Origin of the sequence: Pseudomonas jilinensis (assembly GCF_003586265.1) — a bacterium.
Classification (GTDB): Bacteria; Pseudomonadota; Gammaproteobacteria; order Pseudomonadales; family Pseudomonadaceae; genus Halopseudomonas; species Halopseudomonas phragmitis.
Map to the genome: position 1 here is coordinate 170,459 of NZ_QJSA01000005.1, position 22,952 is coordinate 193,410.

General features: G+C 52.1%; 14 protein-coding genes and 7 pseudogenes. 12 read left to right on the forward strand and 9 right to left on the reverse strand.

Features of this window, described 5'->3' with window-relative positions:
• Positions 1 to 68 precede the first annotated feature (68 nt).
• The 3 genes from C2846_RS07360 (at position 69) to C2846_RS07370 (ending at position 3,286) form a co-directional block, all read left to right on the forward strand.
• The gene (locus C2846_RS07360; protein ID WP_095623903.1) at positions 69 to 362 is read left to right on the forward strand and encodes a co-chaperone GroES; all 294 of its coding nucleotides are present in this window, start codon (positions 69 to 71) and stop codon (positions 360 to 362) included.
• A 46-nt stretch (positions 363 to 408) separates the two neighbouring features.
• Complete coding sequence (gene groL / locus C2846_RS07365; protein ID WP_119701118.1) at positions 409 to 2,052, forward strand: chaperonin GroEL; 1,644 nt, start codon at positions 409 to 411, stop codon at positions 2,050 to 2,052.
• A 190-nt stretch (positions 2,053 to 2,242) separates the two neighbouring features.
• Positions 2,243 to 3,286 (forward strand): GGDEF domain-containing protein, encoded by a 1,044-nt coding sequence (locus C2846_RS07370; protein ID WP_080051493.1) that lies wholly within the window; start codon positions 2,243 to 2,245, stop codon positions 3,284 to 3,286.
• A 412-nt stretch (positions 3,287 to 3,698) separates the two neighbouring features.
• Here the strand turns inward: C2846_RS07370 and fdxA are convergent, their stop codons facing one another.
• Both fdxA and mutS read right to left on the reverse strand, forming a co-directional pair.
• Entirely contained in the window at positions 3,699 to 4,022 is a 324-nt protein-coding gene (gene fdxA, locus C2846_RS07375; protein ID WP_080051492.1) for a ferredoxin FdxA, read from the reverse strand.
• Positions 4,023 to 4,171: 149 nt separating this feature from the next.
• Positions 4,172 to 6,748, reverse strand: a complete 2,577-nt coding sequence (mutS, locus tag C2846_RS07380) for a DNA mismatch repair protein MutS (RefSeq protein WP_240638165.1) — start codon at positions 6,746 to 6,748, stop codon at positions 4,172 to 4,174.
• 66 nt (positions 6,749 to 6,814) lie between these two features.
• Here mutS and C2846_RS07385 point away from each other — a divergent pair, with 66 nt between their 5' ends.
• From C2846_RS07385 to recA, 3 genes and pseudogenes are all read left to right on the forward strand, one after another.
• Positions 6,815 to 7,324: a CinA family protein gene (locus C2846_RS07385; protein WP_095623900.1), complete on the forward strand. Its 510-nt coding sequence runs from the start codon at positions 6,815 to 6,817 to the stop codon at positions 7,322 to 7,324.
• Positions 7,325 to 7,427: 103 nt separating this feature from the next.
• Positions 7,428 to 7,946 (forward strand): annotated as a pseudogene (locus tag C2846_RS07390) (ATPase domain-containing protein); the annotation flags it as partial.
• 103 nt (positions 7,947 to 8,049) lie between these two features.
• Entirely contained in the window at positions 8,050 to 9,096 is a 1,047-nt protein-coding gene (gene recA / locus C2846_RS07395; protein ID WP_019395734.1) for a recombinase RecA, read from the forward strand.
• Between the two features lie 53 nt (positions 9,097 to 9,149).
• Here recA and C2846_RS07400 read toward each other — a convergent pair.
• Positions 9,150 to 9,289: pseudogene (locus C2846_RS07400) on the reverse strand (IS5/IS1182 family transposase); the annotation flags it as partial.
• A gap of 176 nt (positions 9,290 to 9,465) precedes the next feature.
• On the opposite strand from C2846_RS07400, the pseudogene C2846_RS07405 reads away from it, so the two are divergent.
• The 6 genes and pseudogenes from C2846_RS07405 to C2846_RS07430 all read left to right on the forward strand — a co-directional run.
• Positions 9,466 to 10,062 (forward strand): annotated as a pseudogene (locus tag C2846_RS07405) (IS1182 family transposase); the annotation flags it as partial.
• A gap of 383 nt (positions 10,063 to 10,445) precedes the next feature.
• Positions 10,446 to 10,904: pseudogene (locus C2846_RS07410) on the forward strand (transposase); the annotation flags it as partial.
• A 484-nt stretch (positions 10,905 to 11,388) separates the two neighbouring features.
• The gene (locus C2846_RS07415; RefSeq protein WP_224429309.1) at positions 11,389 to 13,812 is read left to right on the forward strand and encodes a helix-turn-helix transcriptional regulator; all 2,424 of its coding nucleotides are present in this window, start codon (positions 11,389 to 11,391) and stop codon (positions 13,810 to 13,812) included.
• A gap of 49 nt (positions 13,813 to 13,861) precedes the next feature.
• Positions 13,862 to 15,019: an NAD(P)/FAD-dependent oxidoreductase gene (locus C2846_RS07420; protein WP_033864462.1), complete on the forward strand. Its 1,158-nt coding sequence runs from the start codon at positions 13,862 to 13,864 to the stop codon at positions 15,017 to 15,019.
• 348 nt (positions 15,020 to 15,367) lie between these two features.
• Entirely contained in the window at positions 15,368 to 15,706 is a 339-nt protein-coding gene (gene tnpB, locus C2846_RS07425) for an IS66 family insertion sequence element accessory protein TnpB (RefSeq protein WP_011920682.1), read from the forward strand.
• A 112-nt stretch (positions 15,707 to 15,818) separates the two neighbouring features.
• A pseudogene (locus C2846_RS07430) lies at positions 15,819 to 16,082 on the forward strand (ATP-binding protein); the annotation flags it as partial.
• Between the two features lie 241 nt (positions 16,083 to 16,323).
• Here C2846_RS07430 and C2846_RS19085 read toward each other — a convergent pair.
• The 6 genes and pseudogenes from C2846_RS19085 to C2846_RS07460 all read right to left on the reverse strand — a co-directional run bounded on the left by C2846_RS19085 (position 16,324) and on the right by C2846_RS07460 (position 22,951).
• Positions 16,324 to 17,211 carry a methyl-accepting chemotaxis protein gene (locus tag C2846_RS19085; protein WP_373558191.1) on the reverse strand — a complete coding sequence of 296 codons (888 nt, stop codon included), beginning with the start codon at positions 17,209 to 17,211 and terminating at the stop codon, positions 16,324 to 16,326.
• A pseudogene (locus C2846_RS19090) lies at positions 17,197 to 17,928 on the reverse strand (methyl-accepting chemotaxis protein); the annotation flags it as partial. The pseudogene C2846_RS19090 and the gene C2846_RS19085, both read right to left, overlap by 15 nt.
• Before the next feature lie 586 nt (positions 17,929 to 18,514).
• Positions 18,515 to 18,778, reverse strand: a pseudogene (locus tag C2846_RS18820) (hypothetical protein); the annotation flags it as partial.
• A 3-nt stretch (positions 18,779 to 18,781) separates the two neighbouring features.
• Positions 18,782 to 19,474: an OmpW family protein AlkL gene (gene alkL / locus C2846_RS07450; RefSeq protein ID WP_032489564.1), complete on the reverse strand. Its 693-nt coding sequence runs from the start codon at positions 19,472 to 19,474 to the stop codon at positions 18,782 to 18,784.
• A 101-nt stretch (positions 19,475 to 19,575) separates the two neighbouring features.
• The gene (locus C2846_RS07455) at positions 19,576 to 21,216 is read right to left on the reverse strand and encodes a long-chain fatty acid--CoA ligase (protein ID WP_058134802.1); all 1,641 of its coding nucleotides are present in this window, start codon (positions 21,214 to 21,216) and stop codon (positions 19,576 to 19,578) included.
• 76 nt (positions 21,217 to 21,292) lie between these two features.
• Positions 21,293 to 22,951, reverse strand: a complete 1,659-nt coding sequence (locus C2846_RS07460) for a GMC family oxidoreductase (RefSeq protein WP_058134801.1) — start codon at positions 22,949 to 22,951, stop codon at positions 21,293 to 21,295.
• Between the last annotated feature and the right edge of the window lies 1 nt (position 22,952).

Here is a 22,952-nt window from a genome sequence, read left to right on the forward strand (position 1 = left end):
GGTCTGGTTTTTTAACGTGAAGTGCCGGTCTACCGGCCAATGACATTCAAATTGGGAGACTCACAACGATGAAAATCCGTCCGTTACACGATCGCGTAGTCGTTCGTCGCAGCGAAGAAGAGACCAAAACCGCTGGCGGTATCGTTCTGCCGGGCTCTGCCGCAGAAAAACCGAATACCGGTGTGGTGATAGCTGTGGGTACCGGGCGTCTGCTGGACAACGGTGACGTACGTCCGCTGGCCGTCAAAGAGGGCGACAAAGTGGTTTTCGGCCCCTATTCCGGCAGCAGCACCATCAAGATCGATGGCGAAGAGCTGCTGATGATGAGCGAGTCCGAAATCTACGGCGTGCTGGAAGGCTGAGCACTGGCTGGCAGATCCCCAACGAATTCATTGAAGGAAAGCAAACATGGCTGCTAAAGAAGTTAAATTTGGTATTTCCGCCCGCAACAAGATGCTTGACGGCGTCAACACCCTGGCCAACGCGGTCAAGGCTACCCTGGGCCCGAAAGGTCGCAACGTACTGATCGAGCGCAGCTTCGGCGCGCCGCTGATCACCAAAGACGGTGTTTCAGTCGCCAAGGAAATCGAGCTGAAAGACAAGTTCGAGAACATGGGTGCGCAACTGGTCAAGGACGTTGCCTCTCGCGCCAATGACGACGCCGGTGACGGTACTACCACTGCGACCGTTCTGGCTCAGGCCATCGTGACCGAAGGCTTGAAAGCCGTTGCTGCCGGTATGAACCCGATGGACCTCAAGCGTGGCATCGACAAGGCCACTGCCGCCATCGTCGCCGAACTCAAGAACCTGGCCAAGCCCTGTGAAGACTCCAAGGCCATCGCCCAGGTAGGCACCATTTCCGCCAACTCCGACGATTCGATCGGCAGCATCATCGCCGAAGCTATGGATCGCGTCGGCAAGGAAGGCGTGATCACTGTTGAGGAAGGTTCTGGTCTGGAGAACGAGCTGTCGGTGGTTGAGGGCATGCAGTTCGATCGTGGTTACCTGTCTCCCTACTTCGTCAACAAGCCGGAAACCATGTCCGCCGAGCTGGATAACCCGTACCTGCTGCTGGTTGACAAGAAAATCTCCAACATCCGCGAACTGCTGCCGGTTCTGGAAGCCGTTGCCAAGGCTGGTCGTCCGCTGATGATCGTAGCTGAGGATGTAGAAGGCGAAGCCTTGGCTACTCTGGTAGTCAACAATATGCGCGGTATCGTCAAGGTTGCTGCGGTCAAGGCCCCGGGCTTTGGTGATCGCCGCAAGGCCATGCTGCAGGATATCGCCATCCTCACCGGCGGTACCGTAATCAGCGAAGAAGTTGGCCTGAGCCTGGAGAGCGCTGCTCTGGAGCACCTGGGTCAAGCCAAGCGCGTTCAGATCAACAAGGACAACTCGACCGTGATCGACGGCGCCGGCGCCCAAGTGGATATCGAAGCCCGTGTGGCCCAGATCCGCAAGCAGGTCGAAGAAACCACTTCCGACTACGACCGTGAAAAACTGCAAGAGCGTCTGGCCAAGCTGGCTGGCGGTGTTGCGGTAATCAAGGTTGGCGCAGCCACCGAAGTGGAAATGAAAGAGAAGAAGCATCGCGTTGAAGACGCGCTGCACGCTACTCGCGCCGCTGTTGAAGAAGGCGTAGTACCTGGTGGTGGCGTGGCTCTGGTTCGAACCCTGGCTGCCATTGAAGGCCTGAAGGGTGACAACGAAGACCAGAACGTCGGCATCAAGCTGCTGCGTCGTGCGGTCGAAGCGCCGCTGCGCCAGATCGTCACCAACGCCGGTGAAGAAGCTGCTGTGGTTCTGCAGAAGGTCAAGTCCGGCGAAGGTAACTTCGGTTACAACGCTGCGACTGGTGAGTACGGCGACATGATCGAGATGGGTATTCTCGATCCGGCCAAGGTTACCCGTAGTGCTCTGCAGGCTGCTGCTTCGGTTGCCAGCCTGATGATCACCACCGAGGCCATGGTTGCCGAGCTGCCGGAAGAGAAGCCGGCCATGCCGGACATGGGCGGCATGGGTGGTATGGGTGGCATGGGCGGCATGATGTAAGCAGTCCGTCGCTCAGACGCTCCGAAAACCCGGTACCGTAAGGTACCGGGTTTTTTGTTGCTGGAGATACTGTCCGTGAGTCGGTGCTGGGCTACACTCGGTGGCACAATGATGCCGGGGTAGGCTCTGTAGCCTGATTTGGCTATGCAACGTCTTTCTTAGCGTCCCTGCCTTTACTGGAAACCGATACATGGCTGATGTGACCCCGGTGTTTGAGCGGCAAAGCGCCCCGCGTGGGCAGTTCTGGAAGATGACTCGGCTGTGTTGCATATGGGCTGGCTCGATTGACGCGGCCTTTTTTGTGCTTTTTCTGCTGTTGGGCTCACCGATCCTGGCCTGGATCAATATCATCAGTATTGCGATGTATGCGACCGCCATTTGGGCGCTCAAGGCCAGGCGCAACCGGCTGGCGGTAGCGCTGATCTGGATCGAGGTTACTGTGCATGCGGCCCTGGGCAGCCTACTGATCGGCTGGGACAGTGGTTTCCACTATTTTCTGCTGATGTTCATTCCTGCCCTGTTTGCCGGCATGCGTACCACGCGTCATGCCTGGTATGGCGTGCTCGGGCTCTGGGCCTTCTATGTCGCACTGGATCTTCTGATGCGCTTTGTCGAGCCCTTGCAGCCAATCAGTCCTGCGGCGCTGTTGTGGGTCCATCTGTTCAATCTGAGCGTAGTATTTCTGATGTTCAGCTATCTGTCGGTGTTTTACGTCGGTACGGTTACCCGGGCTGATCGCCATCTGCGCCGGATGGCCGCGACGGACGCTCTGACAGGGCTCTACAATCGCCGTTATGTGATCAACCTTCTGGAGCGGTCCCAGGCTGAGGGTGCGGAATTTGGGACCACAGCCTTGCTGTTGCTGGATGTCGATCATTTCAAGGCGATCAATGATCAACACGGACATGAGGCCGGCGACCTGGTGTTGCAGGCGGTCAGTCGTGCGATCAAGGCCTGTGTGCGTGAGCAGGACACTGTAGCGCGCTGGGGTGGCGAAGAGTTTCTGGCGGTATTGCCCGGTAGTGATCTGGAAAGTGCGCGCACCATAGCCGAGCGGGTCCGGCAGGCGGTGGAGCAGGCGGGCACTGGCCTTGCGTGTCCATTGTCGGTCAGTATCGGGATCAGCACGCATCAGGCCGGAGAACCGCTCAACAACAGCATTGCCCGTGCCGATGAGGCGCTTTATCGCGGCAAGTCCGCCGGGCGTAACCGGGTTGAGCTGGCCACGAACTGAGATCGGTTGAGGCGGTTGTTTTCAGAATGTAAGACATTGCCTACATGCGTTGTAAGTCAACGTTGCTGCGTGTTGTGCGTGCTGAGAGGAAATATCTTTAGTTTTTTTAGTAACATGCTGTTTTTTAAAGGTTTATTGTTTGTTGTGGTTGAGAATATGTCTTATTCATGGGCTTGTGCGGGAGTCGTAACGCGATATTATGTGCCCATGCGTTAGGGACAACGCTGTTCGGCAGGGAGCTGAACTAGGGATGATCAGGATGACGACGTCAGGATGACGGGACACGGATAGCACATAGGGAATAAAGAGTGGGCGGGTTTATCCCGCCCCTTTTTTTTGCCTGAAATTTGCCCTGGGCGGACATAAAAAGACCGACACAGGGTCGGCCTTTTTCGCGGTTTGCTGCTGGCGCTTAGCGCTCCAGATACTGCAGCTTGTCCGGCACACCATCCCACTCTTCAGCGTCGGCCAGCGCATCCTTCTTCTCGGTGATGTTCGGCCAGACGTCCGCCAGCTCAGCGTTCAGTTCGATAAACTCCTGCTGATCTTCTGGCACTTCGTCTTCGGAGAAAATCGCATTGGCCGGGCACTCAGGCTCGCACAGGGCGCAATCGATACACTCGTCCGGGTGGATCACCAGGAAGTTGGGGCCTTCGTAGAAGCAATCGACAGGGCAGACCTCAACGCAATCGGTGTACTTGCACTTGATGCAGTTGTCGGTAACAACAAAGGTCATGGTGGCTCTCCATCAGAATCAGGCGGTCGCAAAACGTGGCGCGTAGTCTAGCAGTTTTTATCGGCTGGTACAGACGCTGGCGGGGTTTTGCTACCGCACAGCGCCATTCATTGGGGCTTCAATGAAAATGACTATCATTTCTCGAAAGATCACGACAGTTCCGCTTTCCATTGGTATAGCAGTTCCAGGGCCTGACGAGGGCTGAGATCGTCAGGCTTGAGCTGTTGCAGGGCCTCCACCAAAGGGTGGGGGGCGCTGGCGAACAGATCGTTTTGCAGTGGCTGCTCGGCTGCCCGGCCTGGCGTACCGGCGTGTTGTGCAAGGCTTTGCTGCTCAAGCTGATGCAGGTGTTGGCGCGCACGTTCAATCACCGGACGTGGCACCCCGGCCAGTTGTGCTACCTGCAGACCGTAACTCTGACTGGCTGGCCCGGGCTGGACGTTGTGCAAAAAGACGATGCGCTCGTTGTGCTCGGTGGCATTGAGGTGCACGTTGGCAACGCCGGGGTCGGTGTCGGCCAGCGCAGTGAGCTCGAAATAGTGAGTGGCAAACAGGGTAAAGGCGCGTACCCGGGCCAGATACTCGGCGGCTGACCAGGCCAGCGACAGGCCGTCGAAGGTGCTGGTGCCGCGACCTACTTCGTCCATCAATACAAGGCTGGCCTCGGTGGCGTTGTTGAGAATGTTGGCGGTCTCGCTCATTTCGACCATGAAGGTAGAACGGCCACCGGCCAGGTCGTCGCTGGAGCCAATCCGGGTGAAGATGCGGTCGACACAGGACAGCTCAACCCGGCTGGCCGGGACATAGGCGCCGATATGGGCGAGCAGAACGATCAGGGCGGTCTGGCGCATGTAGGTCGATTTACCGCCCATGTTCGGGCCGGTAATGATCAGCATGCGGGTTTCAGGGTCCAGGTTCAGGTCATTGGCCACGAACGGGGTGTCCAGTACCTGCTCGACCACCGGATGCCGGCCGCCCTCAATGACAACCTGGTTATCATCGACAAACCGCGGGCGGCAGTAGTCCAGGCTGCTGGCGCGCTCGGCCAGGGTTGCCAGCACGTCGAGTTCGGCCAGGCTGGCGGCGCTGTCCTGCAGGCTGGCCAGATCCTCATTGAGGCGATCGAGCAACTCGTCATAGAGCTGTTTTTCCCGTGCCAGAGCCCGGCTGCGGGCCGACAGTGCCTTGTCTTCAAACTCTTTCAGCTCCGGGGTGATGAAGCGCTCGGCCCCCTTGAGGGTCTGACGACGCTGGTAATCGATCGGCGCCTGATCGGCCTGGCCGCGTGATAGTTCAATAAAATAGCCATGTACGCGGTTGTAGCCGACCTTCAGGGTCGACAAGCCGGTACGTTCGCGTTCGCGGGTTTCCAGATCGATCAGGTACTGGCCGGCGTTTTCGCTGATGTTTTGCAGCTCGTCCAGTTCGGCATCAAAGCCTGGGGCGATGACGCCGCCGTCACGGATTACCGCCGGTGGGTTGTCGATCACCGCACGCGCCAGCAGTTCGGCCAGTTCCGGGTAGGTGCTGACCTGTGCGGCCAATGCCCGCAGGTGCGCAATTTCCAGCGGCGCCAGCGCCTCCTGCAGTTGCGGCAGGGTAGCCAGAGCGTCGCGTAGCCGGGCCAGATCACGTGGCCGGGCTGAGCGCAAAGCGACACGGGCGAGAATACGCTCAATGTCGCCAATACCTTTGAGGATCGGTCGAATATCTTCGTGGTAGTGCTGGTCGAGCAGGCCGGCGATGCTGTCCTGACGCGCCGTGAGTATGCGCATGTCGCGCAGCGGGCGGTTCAGCCAGCGTGCCAGCAGGCGGCTGCCCATAGCGGTGGCGGTGTGGTCGAGCACATCGAGCAGGGTGTTGTCGCGCCCGCCCGAGAGGTTGCTGTCGATCTCCAGATTGCGCCGACTGGCGCTGTCGATCACCACGCTATCCTCGAACCGCTCCTGGCTAAGCGCGCGAATGTGCGGCAGAGCGGTACGCTGGGTTTCCTTGGCATAACCGAGCAGGGCACCGGCTGCACCCAGGCCCAGGGTCAGATCCTGACAGTCAAAGCCGACCAGATCCTTGGTGCCGAATTGCTGGGTCAGGGCCTTGAAGGCGCTGTCGCGGTCGAACTCCCAGGGGGCCCGGCGACGTACCGCCCGGCGGCGCTCGATCGGGGTGTTGGCTTCCCAGTCATCGGGGATTAGCAACTCAGCCGGAGCCAGGCGTTCGAGTTCGCCGAGCAGGGTTTCCCAGCCCTTGAGCTCCATGACGCAGAAGCGCCCGCTGTTGATGTCCAGAGTGGCCAGGCCGAAGCCGCGCTCGCTGCCGAGCAGGGCGGCCAGCAGGTTGTCACGGCGCTCATCGAGCAGGGCTTCATCGCTGACCGTGCCGGGCGTGATGATTCGCGCCACCTGGCGCTCGACCGGGCCCTTGCTGGTGGCTGGGTCGCCAACCTGCTCACAGATCGCGACAGACTCGCCAAGCTTGACCAGTTTGGCCAGATAGCCCTCGGCGGCATGAAACGGAATGCCGGCCATGGGAATCGGCTGGCCACCGGACTGGCCGCGGGCGGTCAGAGTGATGTCGAGCAGGCGCGCGGCCTTTTTCGCATCGTCATAGAACAGTTCGTAGAAATCGCCCATGCGGTAGAACAGCAGCTGATCCGGATGCTGCTGTTTGATGCTGAAATATTGTTGCATCATTGGCGTATGGCTGGCGGATTTCTCGGCGCGGCTCATGAAAGTCCCTGGTCAGTCGAATGAAAACAGCCCGATAGTCTACGCAAACCCGCTCAAGGAGAACACATGTCGCATTACGATCCGTTGATCGATACCGCCGCTGCCCGGCTTGGCAATGCGCTGCGCCGTCATGGGCTGACGGTAACCACCGCCGAGTCCTGTACTGGCGGCGGCATCGCCGAGGCCATTACCCGGGTCAGCGGCAGCTCGGCCTGGTTCGAAACCGGGTTCGTTACTTACGCCAACGCCAGCAAGGCGCGTCTGCTGGGGGTTAGCGAATCCGACCTGGCCGAGCACGGTGCGGTCAGTGAGCCTGTGGTGCGGGCTATGGCTCAGGGCGCCCTGGAGGCCGCCGGTGCCGATCTGGCGGTGGCAGTCAGCGGTATTGCCGGGCCTGATGGTGGTTCGGCACAAAAGCCGGTAGGCACTGTATGGTTTGCCTGGGCGGTGCGCGGCGGTGAGGTGCACAGCGAGTGCCGACGACTGCAGGGCAATCGCCGTGAAGTGCGGGCCCAGACCGTGCTCAAGGCCCTGGAAGGGCTGGAGAAGCGGGTTGCCAAGCCGTTGGCACTCTGAACTGAAAAGAGGGGTAGGCGAGGCCAGTCTTCTATGGAATAATACTGACCAAATATACAGTAGTTGATTCGTCGACCACCCGTCACTCCAGAGAGGATGCACAATGGACGAGAACAAAAAGAAGGCGCTTTCCGCGGCTTTGAGTCAGATTGAACGTCAGTTTGGCAAAGGCGCCGTGATGCGCATGGGCGACCATGAGCGCCAGGCCATTCCGGCCATCTCGACCGGTTCTCTGGGACTGGATATCGCCCTCGGTATTGGTGGGCTGCCCAAGGGCCGGATCGTTGAAATCTATGGTCCGGAATCTTCCGGTAAAACCACCCTGACTCTGTCGGTCATTGCCCAGGCACAGAAGCATGGCGCCACCTGCGCCTTCGTCGATGCCGAGCACGCACTGGACCCCGAGTACGCCGGCAAGCTTGGCGTCAACGTCGACGACCTGCTGGTTTCGCAGCCCGATACCGGTGAGCAGGCGCTGGAAATCACCGACATGCTGGTACGCTCCAATGCGGTCGACGTGATCATCGTCGACTCGGTGGCAGCGCTGGTACCCAAGGCTGAGATCGAGGGCGAGATGGGTGATCATCACGTCGGCGTACAGGATGCAGTATTAGCCACTGCGGCATAGTTTAGGTTCACTTAGGAGGTATCCCTTTCTCATTAGGGAAACGCCCTAAGCTAATCAGTAAGACCCGATTAATTATTAATTTAAATGGTCATCAAGAATGGATCAGGCAAAAAGCAAAGCGTTAGAAGCGGCTCTTTCTCAAATTGAGAAGCAGTTTGGTAAGGGTTCCATCATGCGGCTGGGCTCCGACCGCACTATGGATATAGATGTTATATCGACTGGCTCACTCGGCTTGGACATCGCCTTGGGGGTGGGTGGGTTGCCGCGCGGCCGTATCGTTGAAATCTATGGGCCGGAGTCTTCTGGTAAAACCACGCTTACGCTGTCGGTGATTGCTGAAGCGCAGCGTCAAGGTTTGACTTGTGCATTTGTCGATGCTGAGCACGCGCTTGATCCGATCTACGCAGCCAAGCTCGGCGTTAATATTGACGAACTCCTGTGCTCACAGCCTGACACTGGTGAGCAGGCACTTGAAATCGTAGACATCTTGACGCGTTCTGGGGCAGTCAATCTTATTGTCGTTGACTCTGTTGCTGCTCTTGTTCCGAAGGCTGAGATTGAAGGCGAAATCGGGGATTCCCATGTAGGTCTTGCCGCCCGAATGATGTCGCAGGCGATGAGGAAGATCACTGGTAACCTGAAGAACTCCAATACTATGTGTATCTTCATTAACCAGATTCGTATGAAGATCGGTGTAATGTTTGGCAACCCGGAAACCACCACCGGCGGTAACGCCCTGAAGTTCTACGCCTCGGTGCGCCTGGACATCCGTCGTACCGGCGCGGTCAAGGAAGGCGAGGAAGTGGTGGGCAGCGAAACCCGTGTGAAAGTGGTCAAGAACAAAGTTGCTGCTCCATTCAGGCAAGCAGAGTTCCAGATCGTTTACGGTCAGGGTATTAGCAAGGCGGGTGAGATCGTTGACCTCGCTGTTGCTAACAACTTTGTTGAAAAGTCAGGCGCTTGGTACTCCTTCGAAGGTAACAAGATCGGCCAAGGTAAGGCCAATACCATGAAATGGCTGTTGGAAAACAAACCTACTATGGACAAGCTGGAAGGTATGATTCGCGAAAAGTTGATGTCTAAGCCTCAGGCTGAAACCTCTGCACGTCTCGCAACCCAAGAAGAACTGGCTGACGACTATTGATATCTCGTGGCGGTCTAAGGTCGATGCTGACAATCGATAGTTAAGTTTCTACCCCATATAAAGCCTAGGGATGGTCTGAAGTAGAGCATGCCCTCAACCGTCATCCGTAGATCTGGCTTGTGGTAAACGCTTGTTGAAGCAGAATTTTTTCCATCTTCGACCAAAGCTCGTCACTGAGCATCGATCGGGGCATTGCAAACCCGCAGGGTTACTGGTGTAGGAACCTCGATTCTGCGGGTTTGCTCTTCTTCCTCAATGCCCCCGCCGCAAAACGTCAACAGCCCCTAGGAGCCTGTCGGACTTTCTGACTCTTCCTTGCGTTGAAAGTATTCGTGACAATCGGGGCCCTGCCACTGAGAGTCCTTGCCGATGAGCCGTTTCGTCCCCGCTGACCGAGACACTGCGTACCTGCTGTCGCCCTCGGTGGACGAATGGCTGCCGGCTGATCACCTGGCACGGTTCGTGGTCGAGGTCATCGAGCAACTCGATCTGAGCGAGCTGACCGGCCAGTACGCCGGCCGGGGTTCGGCCGTGCTCCTGGGGCTGCTGATCTACGGCTACGCCAACGGCATGCACTCCAGCCGCAAGATCGAACGCGCGACCTATGACTCGGTGGCGTTTCGCTATGTGGCGGCCAACACGCATCCTGATCACGACACCCTGGCCACGTTCCGCCGGCGCTTCCTGAAAGAGGTCGAGTCGCTGTTCGTCCAGGTGCTGATGCTGGCGCGCGAGATGAAGCTGCTCAAGCTGGGTCATATTGCGCTCGACGGCACAAAGATCCAGGCCAACGCCAGTAAGCACAAAGCCTTGTCCTGGGCGCACGCCAACAAGATCGAGGCGCAGTTACGCCAGGAAGTCCAGCAGTTGCTGGCGCTGACCGAGAGCAGCGACCGTAGCGCCATCCCCGATGGCATGGAGGTGCCGGCGGAGAACATCAAGCGCTTGCATGTGCTGCGCGCGATGTGACACGGCCAAAAAGTACGCCCCGGCGGTTGCCCAAGCAGTCGCTCGGGTGTGCTGACACACCGTCCCAGGGCCGTGCCAACCAACTCGGATGCCTGAACGGAACAGCCTCGCACCCAAAAACTCCCTGATCCCGCCCTGGCGGTCCTTGCCGAGTTAAGTCCTACAGGCTCCTAGGTTCAGTTGCATCATGGCTCTCCTGTTCCGTCTGGCGCAGCAACCCGTTTGATCCGGCATGGACGTTTTACCTTGAGCGCCGAAGAGCGCGTCGTCTGGTAGCCCGGTCGTATTCAGGCTGTTGGAAGGCTCGAGCCGTATGAGGGGAGACTCTCAAGTACGGTTCTCAGGGGAGGCAGGAGTGGTAACACCCCTGCTTTACCCGACTGAAGGTCCACATCGGTGCCGATGCCGAGTCCGTCTTGGTGCATAGCGTGGTGGGTACGGCGGCCAACATGGCCGATGTCACCCACGTCGACCAACTGCTGCACGGCGAGGAGAACGTGGTCTGTGCCGACGCCGGTTATACCGGAGTGGAGTAGCGGCCCGAGCATGATGGACGTGCGGTCATCTGGCAGATCGCGGCGCGGCGTAGCACCTACAAGAAGCTGAGCAAGCGCAGCGCCCTGTACAAGGCCAGGCGCAAGATCGAGAAGGCCAAGGCTCAGGTGCGTGCCAAGGTTGAGCACCCGTTCCGCGTGATCAAGCGGCAGTTTGGCTACACCAAGATGCGTTTCCGGGGGCTGGTGAAGAACACCGCACAACTGGTGACGCTGATCGCCCTGTCCAACCTGTGGATGGCCCGCCGACATTTGCTGACGAATGCAGGAGAGGTGCGGCTGTAATGCAGGAAATGGCTGCCGCGAGCTACTCGCGACGGCTGAAAGCACCGAAATGAGCGAGCTATCTGGTCGATTTTGACCCGGTGCCCGTCTTCAAAATCGGCGAAGGCCGAAGTCGGCCAGAAATAGCGGCCTACTTCAGACCTTCCCTAGTAAATATTTTGCACCACCGATCATGCCGACTACACTTAAGTGTAGTTTTAATATTTAACACCGTAACCTATGGTGAAAATTTCCAGTCAGCTGGCGCGAGAATAGCATAATGAAAATAATAATAAATAATGATTTCCCGGTCGCTAAGGTCGGAGCGGATCAAATTACGACTCTAGTAAGTGCCAAAGTTCATAGTTGCATATATCGGCCAAGATTGAGTATCGCGGATGGAGCCGCTCCCAGAGTATGCCTTTACAGAGCCCCACCTGGATATGGGAAAACCGTTGCTCTTGCGTTCGAGTGGCTACGCCACAGAACAGCCGGACGTCCTGCAGTGTGGCTTTCTTTAAGAGCCAGTTCTTACAGTGAATTTGATATCTGCGCAGAGATTATTGAGCAGCTTGAAACTTTCGAAATGGTAAAATTCAGCCGTGTGAGAGAGGGTGTGAGCAAGCCTGCGCTCTTGCGAGACCTTGCATCTAGTCTTTGGCAGAGCACCTCGAATAACGAGATAGAAACGCTAGTTTGTTTGGATAATATTAATCATGACTTAGACTTGCCGTTGTTGCACGCACTTATGGAGTTTATGTTAAATACACCAAAAAATATCAGGTTTGCAGTTGCAGGCAATACAATAAAAGGGTTCTCGCAGCTTAAACTTGCAGGCGCTATGCGGGAGTACACCGAGAAAGACTTGGCCTTTAGCGCAGAAGAGGCGGTGGCGTTAGCGGAGGCAGAGTCTGTTCTTGGAGTTCCTGAAGAACAGATAGAGACCTTGGTGCAAGAAGTTGAGGGGTGGCCTGCTCTTGTAGTTTTTTTGTTAAAGCGTGAGTTGCCGGCCAAGCATATTTCAGCAGTAGTTGAAGTAGACAATTACTTTAGGGATGAAATATTTGAGGCGATTCCCGAGCGCTATCGTGTTTTTCTTGCAAATTCTTCATTGCTCGATTTCGTGACGCCTGATCAATACAATTATGTATTCAAATGCGTCAATGGGGTCTCATGTATTAAGTATTTAAGCACTAATTACATGTTGCTTCGCCATGTGAGCGGTGAGCCAGCGCAGTTTACACTGCATCCAGTACTGCGTAATTTTCTACGAGAAATTACTTGGACTGAAAATCCTGCTAAAAGATCCTACCTGCTTAAGCGTGCAGCTTTCTGGCATTGGCGTAGAGGTGAATACCAGTATGCAATACGAATATCCCTACGGGCGAATGACTGTCGCTGGGCAGTCAGCATGTCTGAGAGAATAATTTTAGATTTGTCATTTCGTCAGGGCGAAATAGATGCGCTGAGACAGTGGCTGTCAGAGCTGCCGAAGCAGGCCTGGCACAAAAAACCCATAGTGCTTATTAGTTACGCGTGGGTATTGTATTTCAGTCAGCAAGGCGCGCGAGCAGAGAAGTTAATTAAAGACCTATCTTCACAATCCGATAAAAAAAATAAATGGCAAGAAAAGGAATGGCTGCAGCTTGTGCTTGCAATAGGTAAAGCAACGAAAGATGAAATGCTTTCGAGTGAGGAGCTCTGTAATAAGTGGATTAGTTTATTTGGGGATTCAAACGCAGTTGGAAAAGGGGCCGCGCTAACCTGTTTGGCTTTTATTTTTGCCAGTGAGTATAGATTTGCAGAGTTGGAGAAGGTGCTGGCTCAGGCCCAAGCCGTGAATAAATTTGCAAAACAAAATTTTGCTTTTGGTTGGCTGTATGTCGCGAGGTTTCAACAAGCCCTAGCAAGCGGAAAAATGGGCTGGGCGAGGCAGATTATAACTCAAGCACGCACAGACAGTCGCGCGCAGATGATGGAATCCGAGTTTACTTCGAAAATGTTTGACGCTCTAGAGCTTGAGTTACATTATGAATTGCGCTGCTTGGACACCTCAGAAGAAAAGCTCTCCAAAATTTTAGAGTTCATTTCCAATCACGGGGTGACAGACGTGTTTTTTTCCGTATGCCGTGCTGTGTCAGCTTGGCGGCTTGGAAGGAGTGACCTAAATGGCTCCATTGAGATATTGGAGTGGGCGAAGGCGCATGCGGTTGAAAAAAATCTACCAAGATTGGAAGTTATGAGCCAAATTGAGATCTATCAGCGCTTAGTCTGTCAAGGCATAACGGGCATAAATAATTTAAAAACTCTTGAAGATCATAAGATTTTCTCCGGACAGCACTCAGCCCCCCTAAAAGCACGCCTGCTGCTTGTTCAATCACTAGTGCTTTCCCGAGATCGGAACTTTCATAGTGCCGCGCACAGAGCGTTATTGGCTATTCAGCAAGCCCGTAAAATTAACGCGGGCCAGCTGGAAGTCCGTGGATTATTGTGTTTGGCCGGAGCGCAGGCAGGTGCCGGTGATTTAAAAAAGGCTCAGCTTAACATTGTTTATGCAGTGGAGATAGCAAAACAGCTTCAATGCTTTCAAACAGTTCTTGATGAAGTATGTTTAATTGAGCGAATAATACCGGCTTCATGTGAAGCCTTCACAGCAGTTAATTTAGATCAAGCGATTGGGGCTTTTAGTCTTCCGCGAATAGTTGAGATTGGAAAGTCCGCAGAGAATAAAGCTGACGCTTTATTGACACGGAAGCAGATTGCTGTCTTGAGGCTTGTAAAAGAGGGGTGCTCAAACAAACAAATAGCAACAAATATGCATGTCACCGAAGATGCTATAAAGTGGCATATGAGGAAAATATTTGCCACCTTGAATGTAGTGAATCGCACGCAAGCAACAATTGAAGCTGAGCGTCAAGGAATTATCTAAAATAATCGGCATTAAGTGATATAGTGAAAAGTATACCGGAGAGAGAATTATGGCAATCGTTGTTGTTGGCGCTGGTACAGCTGGAGTAAATGCTGCGTTCTGGCTTCGTCAATATGGTTATAAAGGGGAAATTAGGATTTTTAGCAGGGAGTCTGTGGCGCCTTATCAGCGGCCTCCTCTATCCAAGGCTTTTCTGACAAGTGAGATTGCAGAATCCGCAGTGCCATTAAAGCCAGAAGGTTTTTATACGAATAACAATATTACCATTTCGTTAAATACACCGATTGTATCAATCGACGTGGGGCGTAAGATAGTTTCTTCTAAAGATGGAAAAGAATACGCGTATGAAAAATTGATTCTTGCAACAGGTGCTAGCGCACGTAGGTTAACCTGCGAGGGGTCTGAACTGTCTGGGGTCTGCTATTTACGCAGTATGGAAGACGCCAAAAATTTACGTAGGAAACTTGTGGAGAGTGCGTCTGTTGTTGTGTTGGGCGGCGGAGTAATCGGGCTTGAAGTCGCCTCAGCTGCGGTGGGCTTAGGGAAGAGGGTCACAGTGATAGAAGCCGCCCCGCGTGTAATGGCGCGCGTGGTTACGCCGGCAGCAGCAAACTTAGTCAGAGCCCGCCTGGAGGCTGAAGGAATTGAGTTCAAGCTGAATGCGAAATTAACGTCTATAAAGGGCAGGAATGGCCATGTTGAACAATGCGTACTTGAAAGTGGAGAAGAAATTCAGGCGGATCTGATTGTAGTTGGAATCGGTGCTATCCCAGAGCTAGAGCTGGCAACTGAGGCGGCCCTTGAAGTGAGTAATGGTGTTGTGGTCGATGATCAGATGTGTACATCGGATACAAGTATATATGCAATCGGCGACTGCGCAATGGCTAGAAATCCTTTTTGGGGAACGATGGTACGTTTAGAGACAATTCATAATGCGGTTACACACGCTCAAATTGTCGCAAGTAGCATCTGTGGCACATCAACACCAGCACCAACCCCACCACGGTTCTGGTCTGATCTTAAAGGGATGGCGCTGCAAGGACTTGGTGCTCTAAAGGACTACGATAAACTCGTTGTTGCAATTAATAACGAAACTCTTGAACTAGAAGTCCTTGCGTACAAGCAGGAGCGACTGATTGCAACTGAGACAATAAATTTGCCTAAACGTCAAGGTGCGCTTGCAGGGAGTATAAAATTACCTGATTAGCAATGATGCTCAGCCACTCGAACCAACGGTCGCGATAGGGACGGCAGTTACCTGCCGCCCCCCGCACTCCGTACGTGCGGAACTACCGCGTAAAATGTGGCCCAGGCTGTTATGTGGCGCTTGGGCGGGGAAGTATTGCCATATTTGGTGATGACCGTTTTCTACGCCACATAAATCGGTGGTGGCTATGGTGGGATTTCCCTTGCTGAAATGGGAGATCCGATCATGTTCGAGCTCTTATTCAAATACACTGCTGTGTTGGCGGTAAGCGTTCCATAAGCTCCACCTTCAACTGAGCTATCCGTTTCTGGACGCTGGGCGCCCTGTTTTCCCCAGTGGGGCCCCGCCATGATGCGTCCCGACACCAAGGTGCAGAAGGTCTGCCTGTATCCAAAGCCCGTCGACTTCCGCAAATCCATCAACGGCCTGCCGTTGCTGTTCGTGTTCCTCAATCGCACCCGTAGCCAGGACAAGATCCTCTACTGGGAGCGAAAAGGTTTCTGCCTCTGGCTCAAGCGCTTGGAAGCCGAGCGCTTCAAGACCAAGCACAATGCCGGCGATACGCGCGCCGATCTGGACCTGAAGCGCCAGGTGCACGCCCAGGTTTTTCCGGAAGCCTTGTCACCGCTGGCCGCAGGCGGTACCCGGGCTGGTGTCGATGTGGTCGAATGGCTGCGGCGGTTGTGACGAAGTTATGTGGAGTTGCCGAGACTGAAGCTGGCGTCACATCAGAGGTCGAACTGCATTTACTCCACATAACTGGCCGCTACACATAAATCGAGTAATGTTGAGCTCAACATTACTCGATGACTGGGGCCTGGCCCCGTTCAACGCCGAACAACGGCGCGACATGCTTGAACTGTTGGACGACCGCTACGGCCAGCGCTCAACCATCGTGACCAGCCAGATGCCGGTGGACAGTTGGCACGAATTGATCGGCGATCCGACCTTGGCCGATGCCATCCTCGACCGCCTGGTTCACAACGCTTACCGGATCAATCTCAAGGGCGAATCAATGCGCAAGCGGGCGAAGAAATTGATGACGCTGGGCACCTCAGACTAACAATGCCAACTCTGCGTCGCTGCGCTCCGACTGCCTGTCCGAATGATCGTGGAACAGGTGTCCGGATCAGCGTGGGCTGAATGTCCGAATGGCGTGGAATCCACAGGAGAGGTGCGCCTGTAATGGGGGAAATGGGCGCTGCGAGGTTATCGCGGCGGTTAAAAACTCTCTGTTTCACATAAACTAACTTTCCGGACAGCCAACTAGTCACCCCCCAAAACGAGCGCGGACAGAGCCAGAATTAATACAACTTAAATACCTTTGCTGCTCTTCCCAAATCACCAGCCAACTTAACTAAATACTGATTTACCTCCGAAATTCTCCTGCTACCCAACTCAACTCCTGCCGCAATTTCTCTAATAATATTTGCATTATCCAGCATGTCTTTTACAACAGCACTCTGCTCCTCTGAAGCAGTTGCAACTTGTGCAATCTGCAACATAACTTGGGATACTGAATCTACAATCTTCTCAATTGATCTACTAGCTTCGCTTGCTGCATTAACACTATTTTTTGATTCAACGACACAGTCTCCCATGACACCAAGAGCAAAAAATATACCTTTATTTAAAGAAGCAATCATCGCCTGAATTTCATAAGTGGAATTATTTGTACGTTGAGCTAAGCTTCGAACTTCATCAGCAACAACAGCAAAGCCCTTCCCGGCCTCGCCTGCATGTGCAGCCTCAATCGCGGCATTCAAAGCCAGCAGATTTGTTTGATCAGTGATTTGATCAATAATTTCAATGATTTTACCTATTTTTGCAATATCAGCTTCAATGCATTTAATAGCCACATGTGAATCATTAACTCGTTGTGACAAGGCATTTATAGATGATACGGCTGTTTCAATAGCTTTTTGACCATGAACCGCCAACTGCCGCCCCTCAGATGATAGTGCTGAGGACTTATTTGCCGCATTTGAAGTTTCAGTTATAGCGAAAGAAATCTGTGATAGCGCACTGACAAATTCGTCGATCTTACCTGCTTGGTCACATATATCGTTTGACGTGCTTTGTGAAATATTTAAAGCCTCGCCCGCTGAATTAAACAGATCACCTTGTATGTGTTTTATTGATTCAATCAAGGCGCTTACCCCAGCCCCCATCGCAATGATTGAAGACTGCATTTTACCCACTTCGTCATTGCTCGGTATAGTGCGATATGTAAGATCACCTCTTGACATATCATTCATGACATGAACTATTTCATCTATTGAACTGCGAGTCTTTTTCATAAGAAGAAAAATAACAACAAAAAAGAGACAATTAATTGATACAACAAGAAAATACACGTAAGCTTTAACGCGTTTGGAAATATCTGCAATTTCAATCCCGAAGCGATTAGAGTTCGTGTAGGGCCAACTTACAAGTCGTTTCATTTCCTCAATATGCCCAGGGTTTAATCCATCTTTATAAATGCTACTTGCATACCTCTCGAGCAGCCCAAGTTTTATTTCTGAAGCTTCAGACAGCTCAAGAATCAAGCCCTTTCCCAGTAATCTTAAAAGAGCTTTATCACCCTTCCACAAACTGTTTACAGCTGTAGTTTGTCTACGAGCCCTCTGCACCTGCCCTACTATAAAACTTATATTTATTTCTTTTTTATGCAGCTCGTAGTACACCTTGCTCAAGGCAACAACATGCTCCCTTTCAAAATAAGCAAATTCAGCCATCTTATGCATTAATCGCATCCCGAATAGCGCAACAAAAAAAGAAAATCCTGCCATAACAAGAATCAAAAAAAATCGACACCGCAGCGAACAGTTCATATTAACCCCTCTAAGCGCTATGGCAAGTTGAAAGCATTCAAAAATATTTATTTTTATCCACGTATTCTGGAGCATAATACAGAAGGCGGTTTTTGCCAATCATCTTGTTGTTCTCCCACTGTTCAAGAAGTCTCTGCAAAGTATCACGCAACCTAATTTCTCTCCACATAGGAAAATCAGGCCATTTACTCTCACATCTAACATGGTACGGCTGGACTCATCTTTAGTCTGCCTTCAACTACTCCTTGGTGTAGTTATCTAAATAATATTATTGCTGCGGCAATCAACCCGGGCACTTGCTCGTGCACATGGAATTCAAGCGCTTGTGAATCTTGCAGGGTAGTTGCGGATTATGGAGGGCTTAGTGCGCCAGTTAAAGCTGGCGGAGGGTAGTCGATGACAGTTCGATACTGGTAATAAATGGCGAATCAACCAGACCCCGAGTCATGCATGTTGCGCCGTGAGGTTCAGGGTAAAGCGTTGACAGGGGAAACCGATGGGCCAGCCATGGAGCCGCGTAATCACAAATTCGGGATGCCGATGCTGTTAAGCGAAGCAGAAGGCTATACGGAGCATGACGATACCCGAGGCAGGAGCCGTATGCGGTAGTTCCGCACGTACGGATCCGTGCGGGGGGCGGCAGGTAACCGCCGTCCCTACCGCGACCAGTTTTCTGCTGCATCACGATGGCTCGCGGCGACACGTGTTCTCCATGGGCTATGTCGCGCACACGAAGTTTGGTTAAGTCGCAGGCTCGCAGCTTGCTGTCGATGGACGAGTCGAATAGAGCAAGATCCCAGGATCTCTCCGCAATCTGGAGCCTTACACGGATGGCCCATATATCGCTGATCCGGAGCGGGGCTTTCAAGAAAAAAGCACCCTCTCTAATGGATCGAAAGAGTGCTGCGACAGTGACAGACCTGATTACTTAGAAAACATATGACGCACCAAGACTGAGAATGAAAGGATCAACCTCAATTTTAGTAGAAACAGGAACCGGGCCAAGAGTACCTGTGACGTCCGTTTTGAAAGGAATATAACGCACATCTGAATTTAGCATCCATGAGTTACCAAGGTCATATCTAAGGCCAACCTGAAAAGCAGGCGCCCATTTATCCTTAATATCAAACGAACTCAAAGCACCGTCGGTTTTATCAAAAAATAGCACCCGACCAACACCAACCCCAACATATGGATAAAGTCGCTCAAAGCTATCGTAATGATATTGAAGCGAAAGAATTGCAGGGCCGTAATCAACTTCACTGACTCTTCCCAGCGAGGAGATTGATTTCTCACCTTGAAATTTAGCCCTAGCTGGCACCCCAACAAAAAAATCCACCGCTATATTTGAGCTAACAAAATAGGCGATATCAAACGTAAGTGTTGTATCATTACCAATACTTACATCAGCATTTGGCAAAGCCCCCCCTCCAACATTTAGATCGCCAAGCTCCTCACCCACATAGACCTTAGAAAAATTGAAGCTAGCGACCCAGTCACCCTGATTATAGCCAGCAGATTTCGCCGGATAATTTTCATTCGCCCATGCAGTGGCCGCCCCCAAAACAAAATTAGCAACCAACACCGGCATCGCGATTACTTTATAATTAGAAAAACTCATTGTGCTACCCTCGTTTTGTTGTCGACATATTCTTAAATAGAACTGCTAACATGTCACAGAGACTGATATCTAAAAAATCAGTCAAAGCCCATACAGAAAGCTTATTCACAGACAGAAGAACTACTGCGCAATAAAATATCACCATATTTCTCGCGCAAACGATTCTTCAAAATCTTGCCAGTACCATTGCGTGGCAGTTCTTCAACAAAGATAGCGGCATCTGGAATTTGCCATCTAGCCACCTTATCTGCGAAATAATTACATACCTCACCACTTGTTAATTCCGAATTAGGGGATTTAACTGCGATGAGGAGAGGTCGCTCGTCCCATTTTTCGTGCCTTGCAGCTATAACAGCAGCATCAACAATATGAGGGTGCGCAATCGCAATACTCTCCAGCTCTACCGTACTGATCCACTCACCGCCAGACTTTATAATGTCCTTTGCACGATCACAGATTGTCATGAAACCGTCCGAATCTATGGTAGCCACGTCTCCAGTTGAAAACCAACCATCTGAGAGTGTCGAACCAGGATCGCTATGAAAGTAATCTTTAATAACCCAGTGCCCACGCGCCATTAGGTTGCCTTTACTTCGACCATCTTCAGGTAGTCTAATCCCCTCATCATTAACGATTTTTAACTCGACACCGTAAGGCGGGCGCCCTTGGCTTTTGCGCAGTGAAAGCTTTTCATCTGGAGATAAATCTACGTGGTGCGCGAGTGGAGTGTTTGCCGTGCCAAATGGCGAAAGCTCAGTCATACCCCAAGCATGAATAACTTCAACACCATATATATCGTTAAATTCTCTAATCATAGACGCAGGACAGGCCGAACCTCCTACAACAACCCGCGTGAGGCTTTGGCTTTTAGAACCATTACCGGCTTGTGCCGCTAACAACCCCTGCCAAACAACCGGCACCCCAAGAGCAATGCTAACTCCTTCGCTAGCAATCAACTTCGATAAACTAGCGCCATCAAGAGCCGGACCAGGAAGAACTAGCTTCGCACCAACCATTGCAGCGGAATATGGAGTCCCCCATGCATTTACATGAAACATTGGAACTACGGGCAAAATGGTATCTCGCGCAGACAAATTTAGTGTGTCTGGCATTGCGGTGGTCATTGAATGCAAAACTGTCGAGCGGTGTGAATAAAGTACACCCTTCGGGTTGCCCGTAGTACCTGATGTGTAACATAGACTAGACGCCTCATTTTCATCTACATCAGGCCATATATAGTTATCATCACCCTGACCAATTAGATCCTCGTATGCAATCAATCCTGGCATTTGAGCAGATGCATTTGAATTATTATGAGCCATCAAGACAAACGCCTTGACTTTTGGTAACGAACCGCGAATCTCAGCAATGATTGGCAAGAACGTATCATCAAGAAATACTACCTTATCCTCCGCATGGTTTATCACATATGTGATCTGCTCAATGAAAAGCCTCGGATTGATTGTATGGCATACCATTCCTGCGCCAGAGACAGCGTAGTAAACCTCAAGATGACGAATATTGTTCCATGCAATCGTTGCACAACGATCACTAGGCGTAAGACCCATCTTGCCCAATGCAGAAGCGAGCTTACGAGCACGAAGCTCCACTTCTTTCCAACAACTTCTTGTTACTTCTCCAGAGGTTTCGACTGAAACCACCTCTCTCGCACCATGATATCGTGCAGCATGCTCAACAAGCGAACCAATGACCAACTGATTACGCATCATCTGACCTAACATCACGTCGCCTCACATTGATGATTTATGTTCATTAAAAAACCATCTATTGACCATGTTTTTTACATGCAGACAGCTATCATGCCAACTCTAGCTCTGCACCCTCGCGAGCAAACTCAGCGCTAGCCTCTAATGCTTCCACATCAAGATTCCGCATAATTATTTCTGCCGCATTTTCTGCAATCATAATAGTTGGAGCGTTTGTGTTACCCGCGACCAAGTGCGGCATAATTGACGCATCAACGACTCTAATATTTGCCAACCCACGGATCTTCAGGCACGGATCAACAACTGACGCTGGATCTTTACCCATCCTACAAGTACCTACCGGATGGTATATAGTCTCAGCTCGCCTACGAATATCTTCGATTATTTCATCATCAGTTTTAACAGCCTGGCCCGGTACTACTTCATGCTTAAAATGCTTCGCCATCGATGGGGCCTGCAAAATAGCGCGCCCTATCTTAATACCCGCAATCATGGTTTTAATATCTTCATGATCGCTAAGATAGTTCGGGTCAATTAAAGGCGGCTGTAATGGATTGGCGCTTTTTAGGCCAATTCTGCCTCGGCTCTTAGGCAAAAGATCACATATATGTAGCGTATAACCATAACCACCCGCTATTTTTCGACCGTGATCTTTAAGATAAGTTGGAAGGAAATGAAACTGCAAATTGGGCCGATCACGATCAGGAGAACTTTTTACAAAACCACCCGACTCTGCCACGTTACTAGTGAGAAACCCCTCGCGCTTAAACACATATGAAAACAAACCCGAGACACCACGAGGGATGAAAGAAAGAGCAACACCTATCGGCTCTCTCGAATTTGCTGCGCACATCAATGTGATGTCCAAATGATCTTGAAGATTTTTCCCCACCTCAGGAAGATCATGGACTAGAGAAACACCATGTTCCTTAAGCTCGGCTGCAGCCCCAACACCAGAAAGCATTAGAAGGTGAGGCGTGCCGACTGCGCCAAGACTAAGAAGTACTTCACCACCACTCGTTGTCTTGACTTGATGGTGCATATTTTTCTTTATATAAGAAACACCAACCGCCTTACGGTCTTCAAAAAGAATTTTTGATGCATGCGCATCAGTAATGATGTCTAGATTTGGTCTGGAAAGTACACCGTGCAAGAATGCACGCGCCGAGCTCCAGCGTTGTCCATTTTTTTGGGTTACTTGATAGAACCCTACGCCGTCCTGGTACTCGCCGTTGAAATCTCCGTTGAAATTAATATTGGCCTCCATGCCGGCTTGCACGAATGCTTTGCTAAGCGGATTGATATATTTTAAATCACTAACAGCTAATTCTCCGTCAACCCCATGGTGCTCGGACTTATCGAATCGCTGGTTGCATTCAAGCCTTTTGAACAACTCAAGAGCCCGGTACCAACCCCAGTAGCGGCCGGCCGCCTGCTCCCATGCGTGGTAATCGTCTTCATGCCCTCGGATATAGACCATTGCGTTGATTGAGCTTGAACCACCTAACGTTTTTCCTCGTGGCCAGAAAAGGCTCCGGCCGTTGAGATTTTGCTGTGGCGCAGTTTGAAAAGCCCAATTCAACTTTTTACTATTTGAAAGCAAAGCAATACCTAACGGCATATGAATTAGCGGATTCGTATCTCGCGGCCCAGCTTCAAGTAAACAAACTCTTTTAGAGGGGTCGGCCGAAAGACGATTAGCAAGCACACATCCTGCAGATCCAGCACCAACGATTATATAGTCGTACATT

What these genes read in the sequence shown, in the direction of transcription:
- C2846_RS07360 (WP_095623903.1), top strand. Translation starts at nt 69, where the DNA reads ATGAAAATCCGTCCGTTACACGATCGCGTAGTCGTTCGTCGCAGCGAA.
- C2846_RS19085 (WP_373558191.1), bottom strand. Translation starts at nt 17,211, where the DNA reads ATGCAGTCTTCAATCATTGCGATGGGGGCTGGGGTAAGCGCCTTGATT.
- recA (WP_019395734.1), top strand. Translation starts at nt 8,050, where the DNA reads ATGGATCAGGCAAAAAGCAAAGCGTTAGAAGCGGCTCTTTCTCAAATT.
- C2846_RS07385 (WP_095623900.1), top strand. Translation starts at nt 6,815, where the DNA reads ATGTCGCATTACGATCCGTTGATCGATACCGCCGCTGCCCGGCTTGGC.
- C2846_RS07370 (WP_080051493.1), top strand. Translation starts at nt 2,243, where the DNA reads ATGGCTGATGTGACCCCGGTGTTTGAGCGGCAAAGCGCCCCGCGTGGG.
- C2846_RS07455 (WP_058134802.1), bottom strand. Translation starts at nt 21,216, where the DNA reads ATGTTAGGTCAGATGATGCGTAATCAGTTGGTCATTGGTTCGCTTGTT.
- C2846_RS07460 (WP_058134801.1), bottom strand. Translation starts at nt 22,951, where the DNA reads ATGTACGACTATATAATCGTTGGTGCTGGATCTGCAGGATGTGTGCTT.
- mutS (WP_240638165.1), bottom strand. Translation starts at nt 6,748, where the DNA reads ATGAGCCGCGCCGAGAAATCCGCCAGCCATACGCCAATGATGCAACAA.
- tnpB (WP_011920682.1), top strand. Translation starts at nt 15,368, where the DNA reads ATGATGCGTCCCGACACCAAGGTGCAGAAGGTCTGCCTGTATCCAAAG.
- fdxA (WP_080051492.1), bottom strand. Translation starts at nt 4,022, where the DNA reads ATGACCTTTGTTGTTACCGACAACTGCATCAAGTGCAAGTACACCGAT.
- C2846_RS07420 (WP_033864462.1), top strand. Translation starts at nt 13,862, where the DNA reads ATGGCAATCGTTGTTGTTGGCGCTGGTACAGCTGGAGTAAATGCTGCG.
- groL (WP_119701118.1), top strand. Translation starts at nt 409, where the DNA reads ATGGCTGCTAAAGAAGTTAAATTTGGTATTTCCGCCCGCAACAAGATG.
- alkL (WP_032489564.1), bottom strand. Translation starts at nt 19,474, where the DNA reads ATGAGTTTTTCTAATTATAAAGTAATCGCGATGCCGGTGTTGGTTGCT.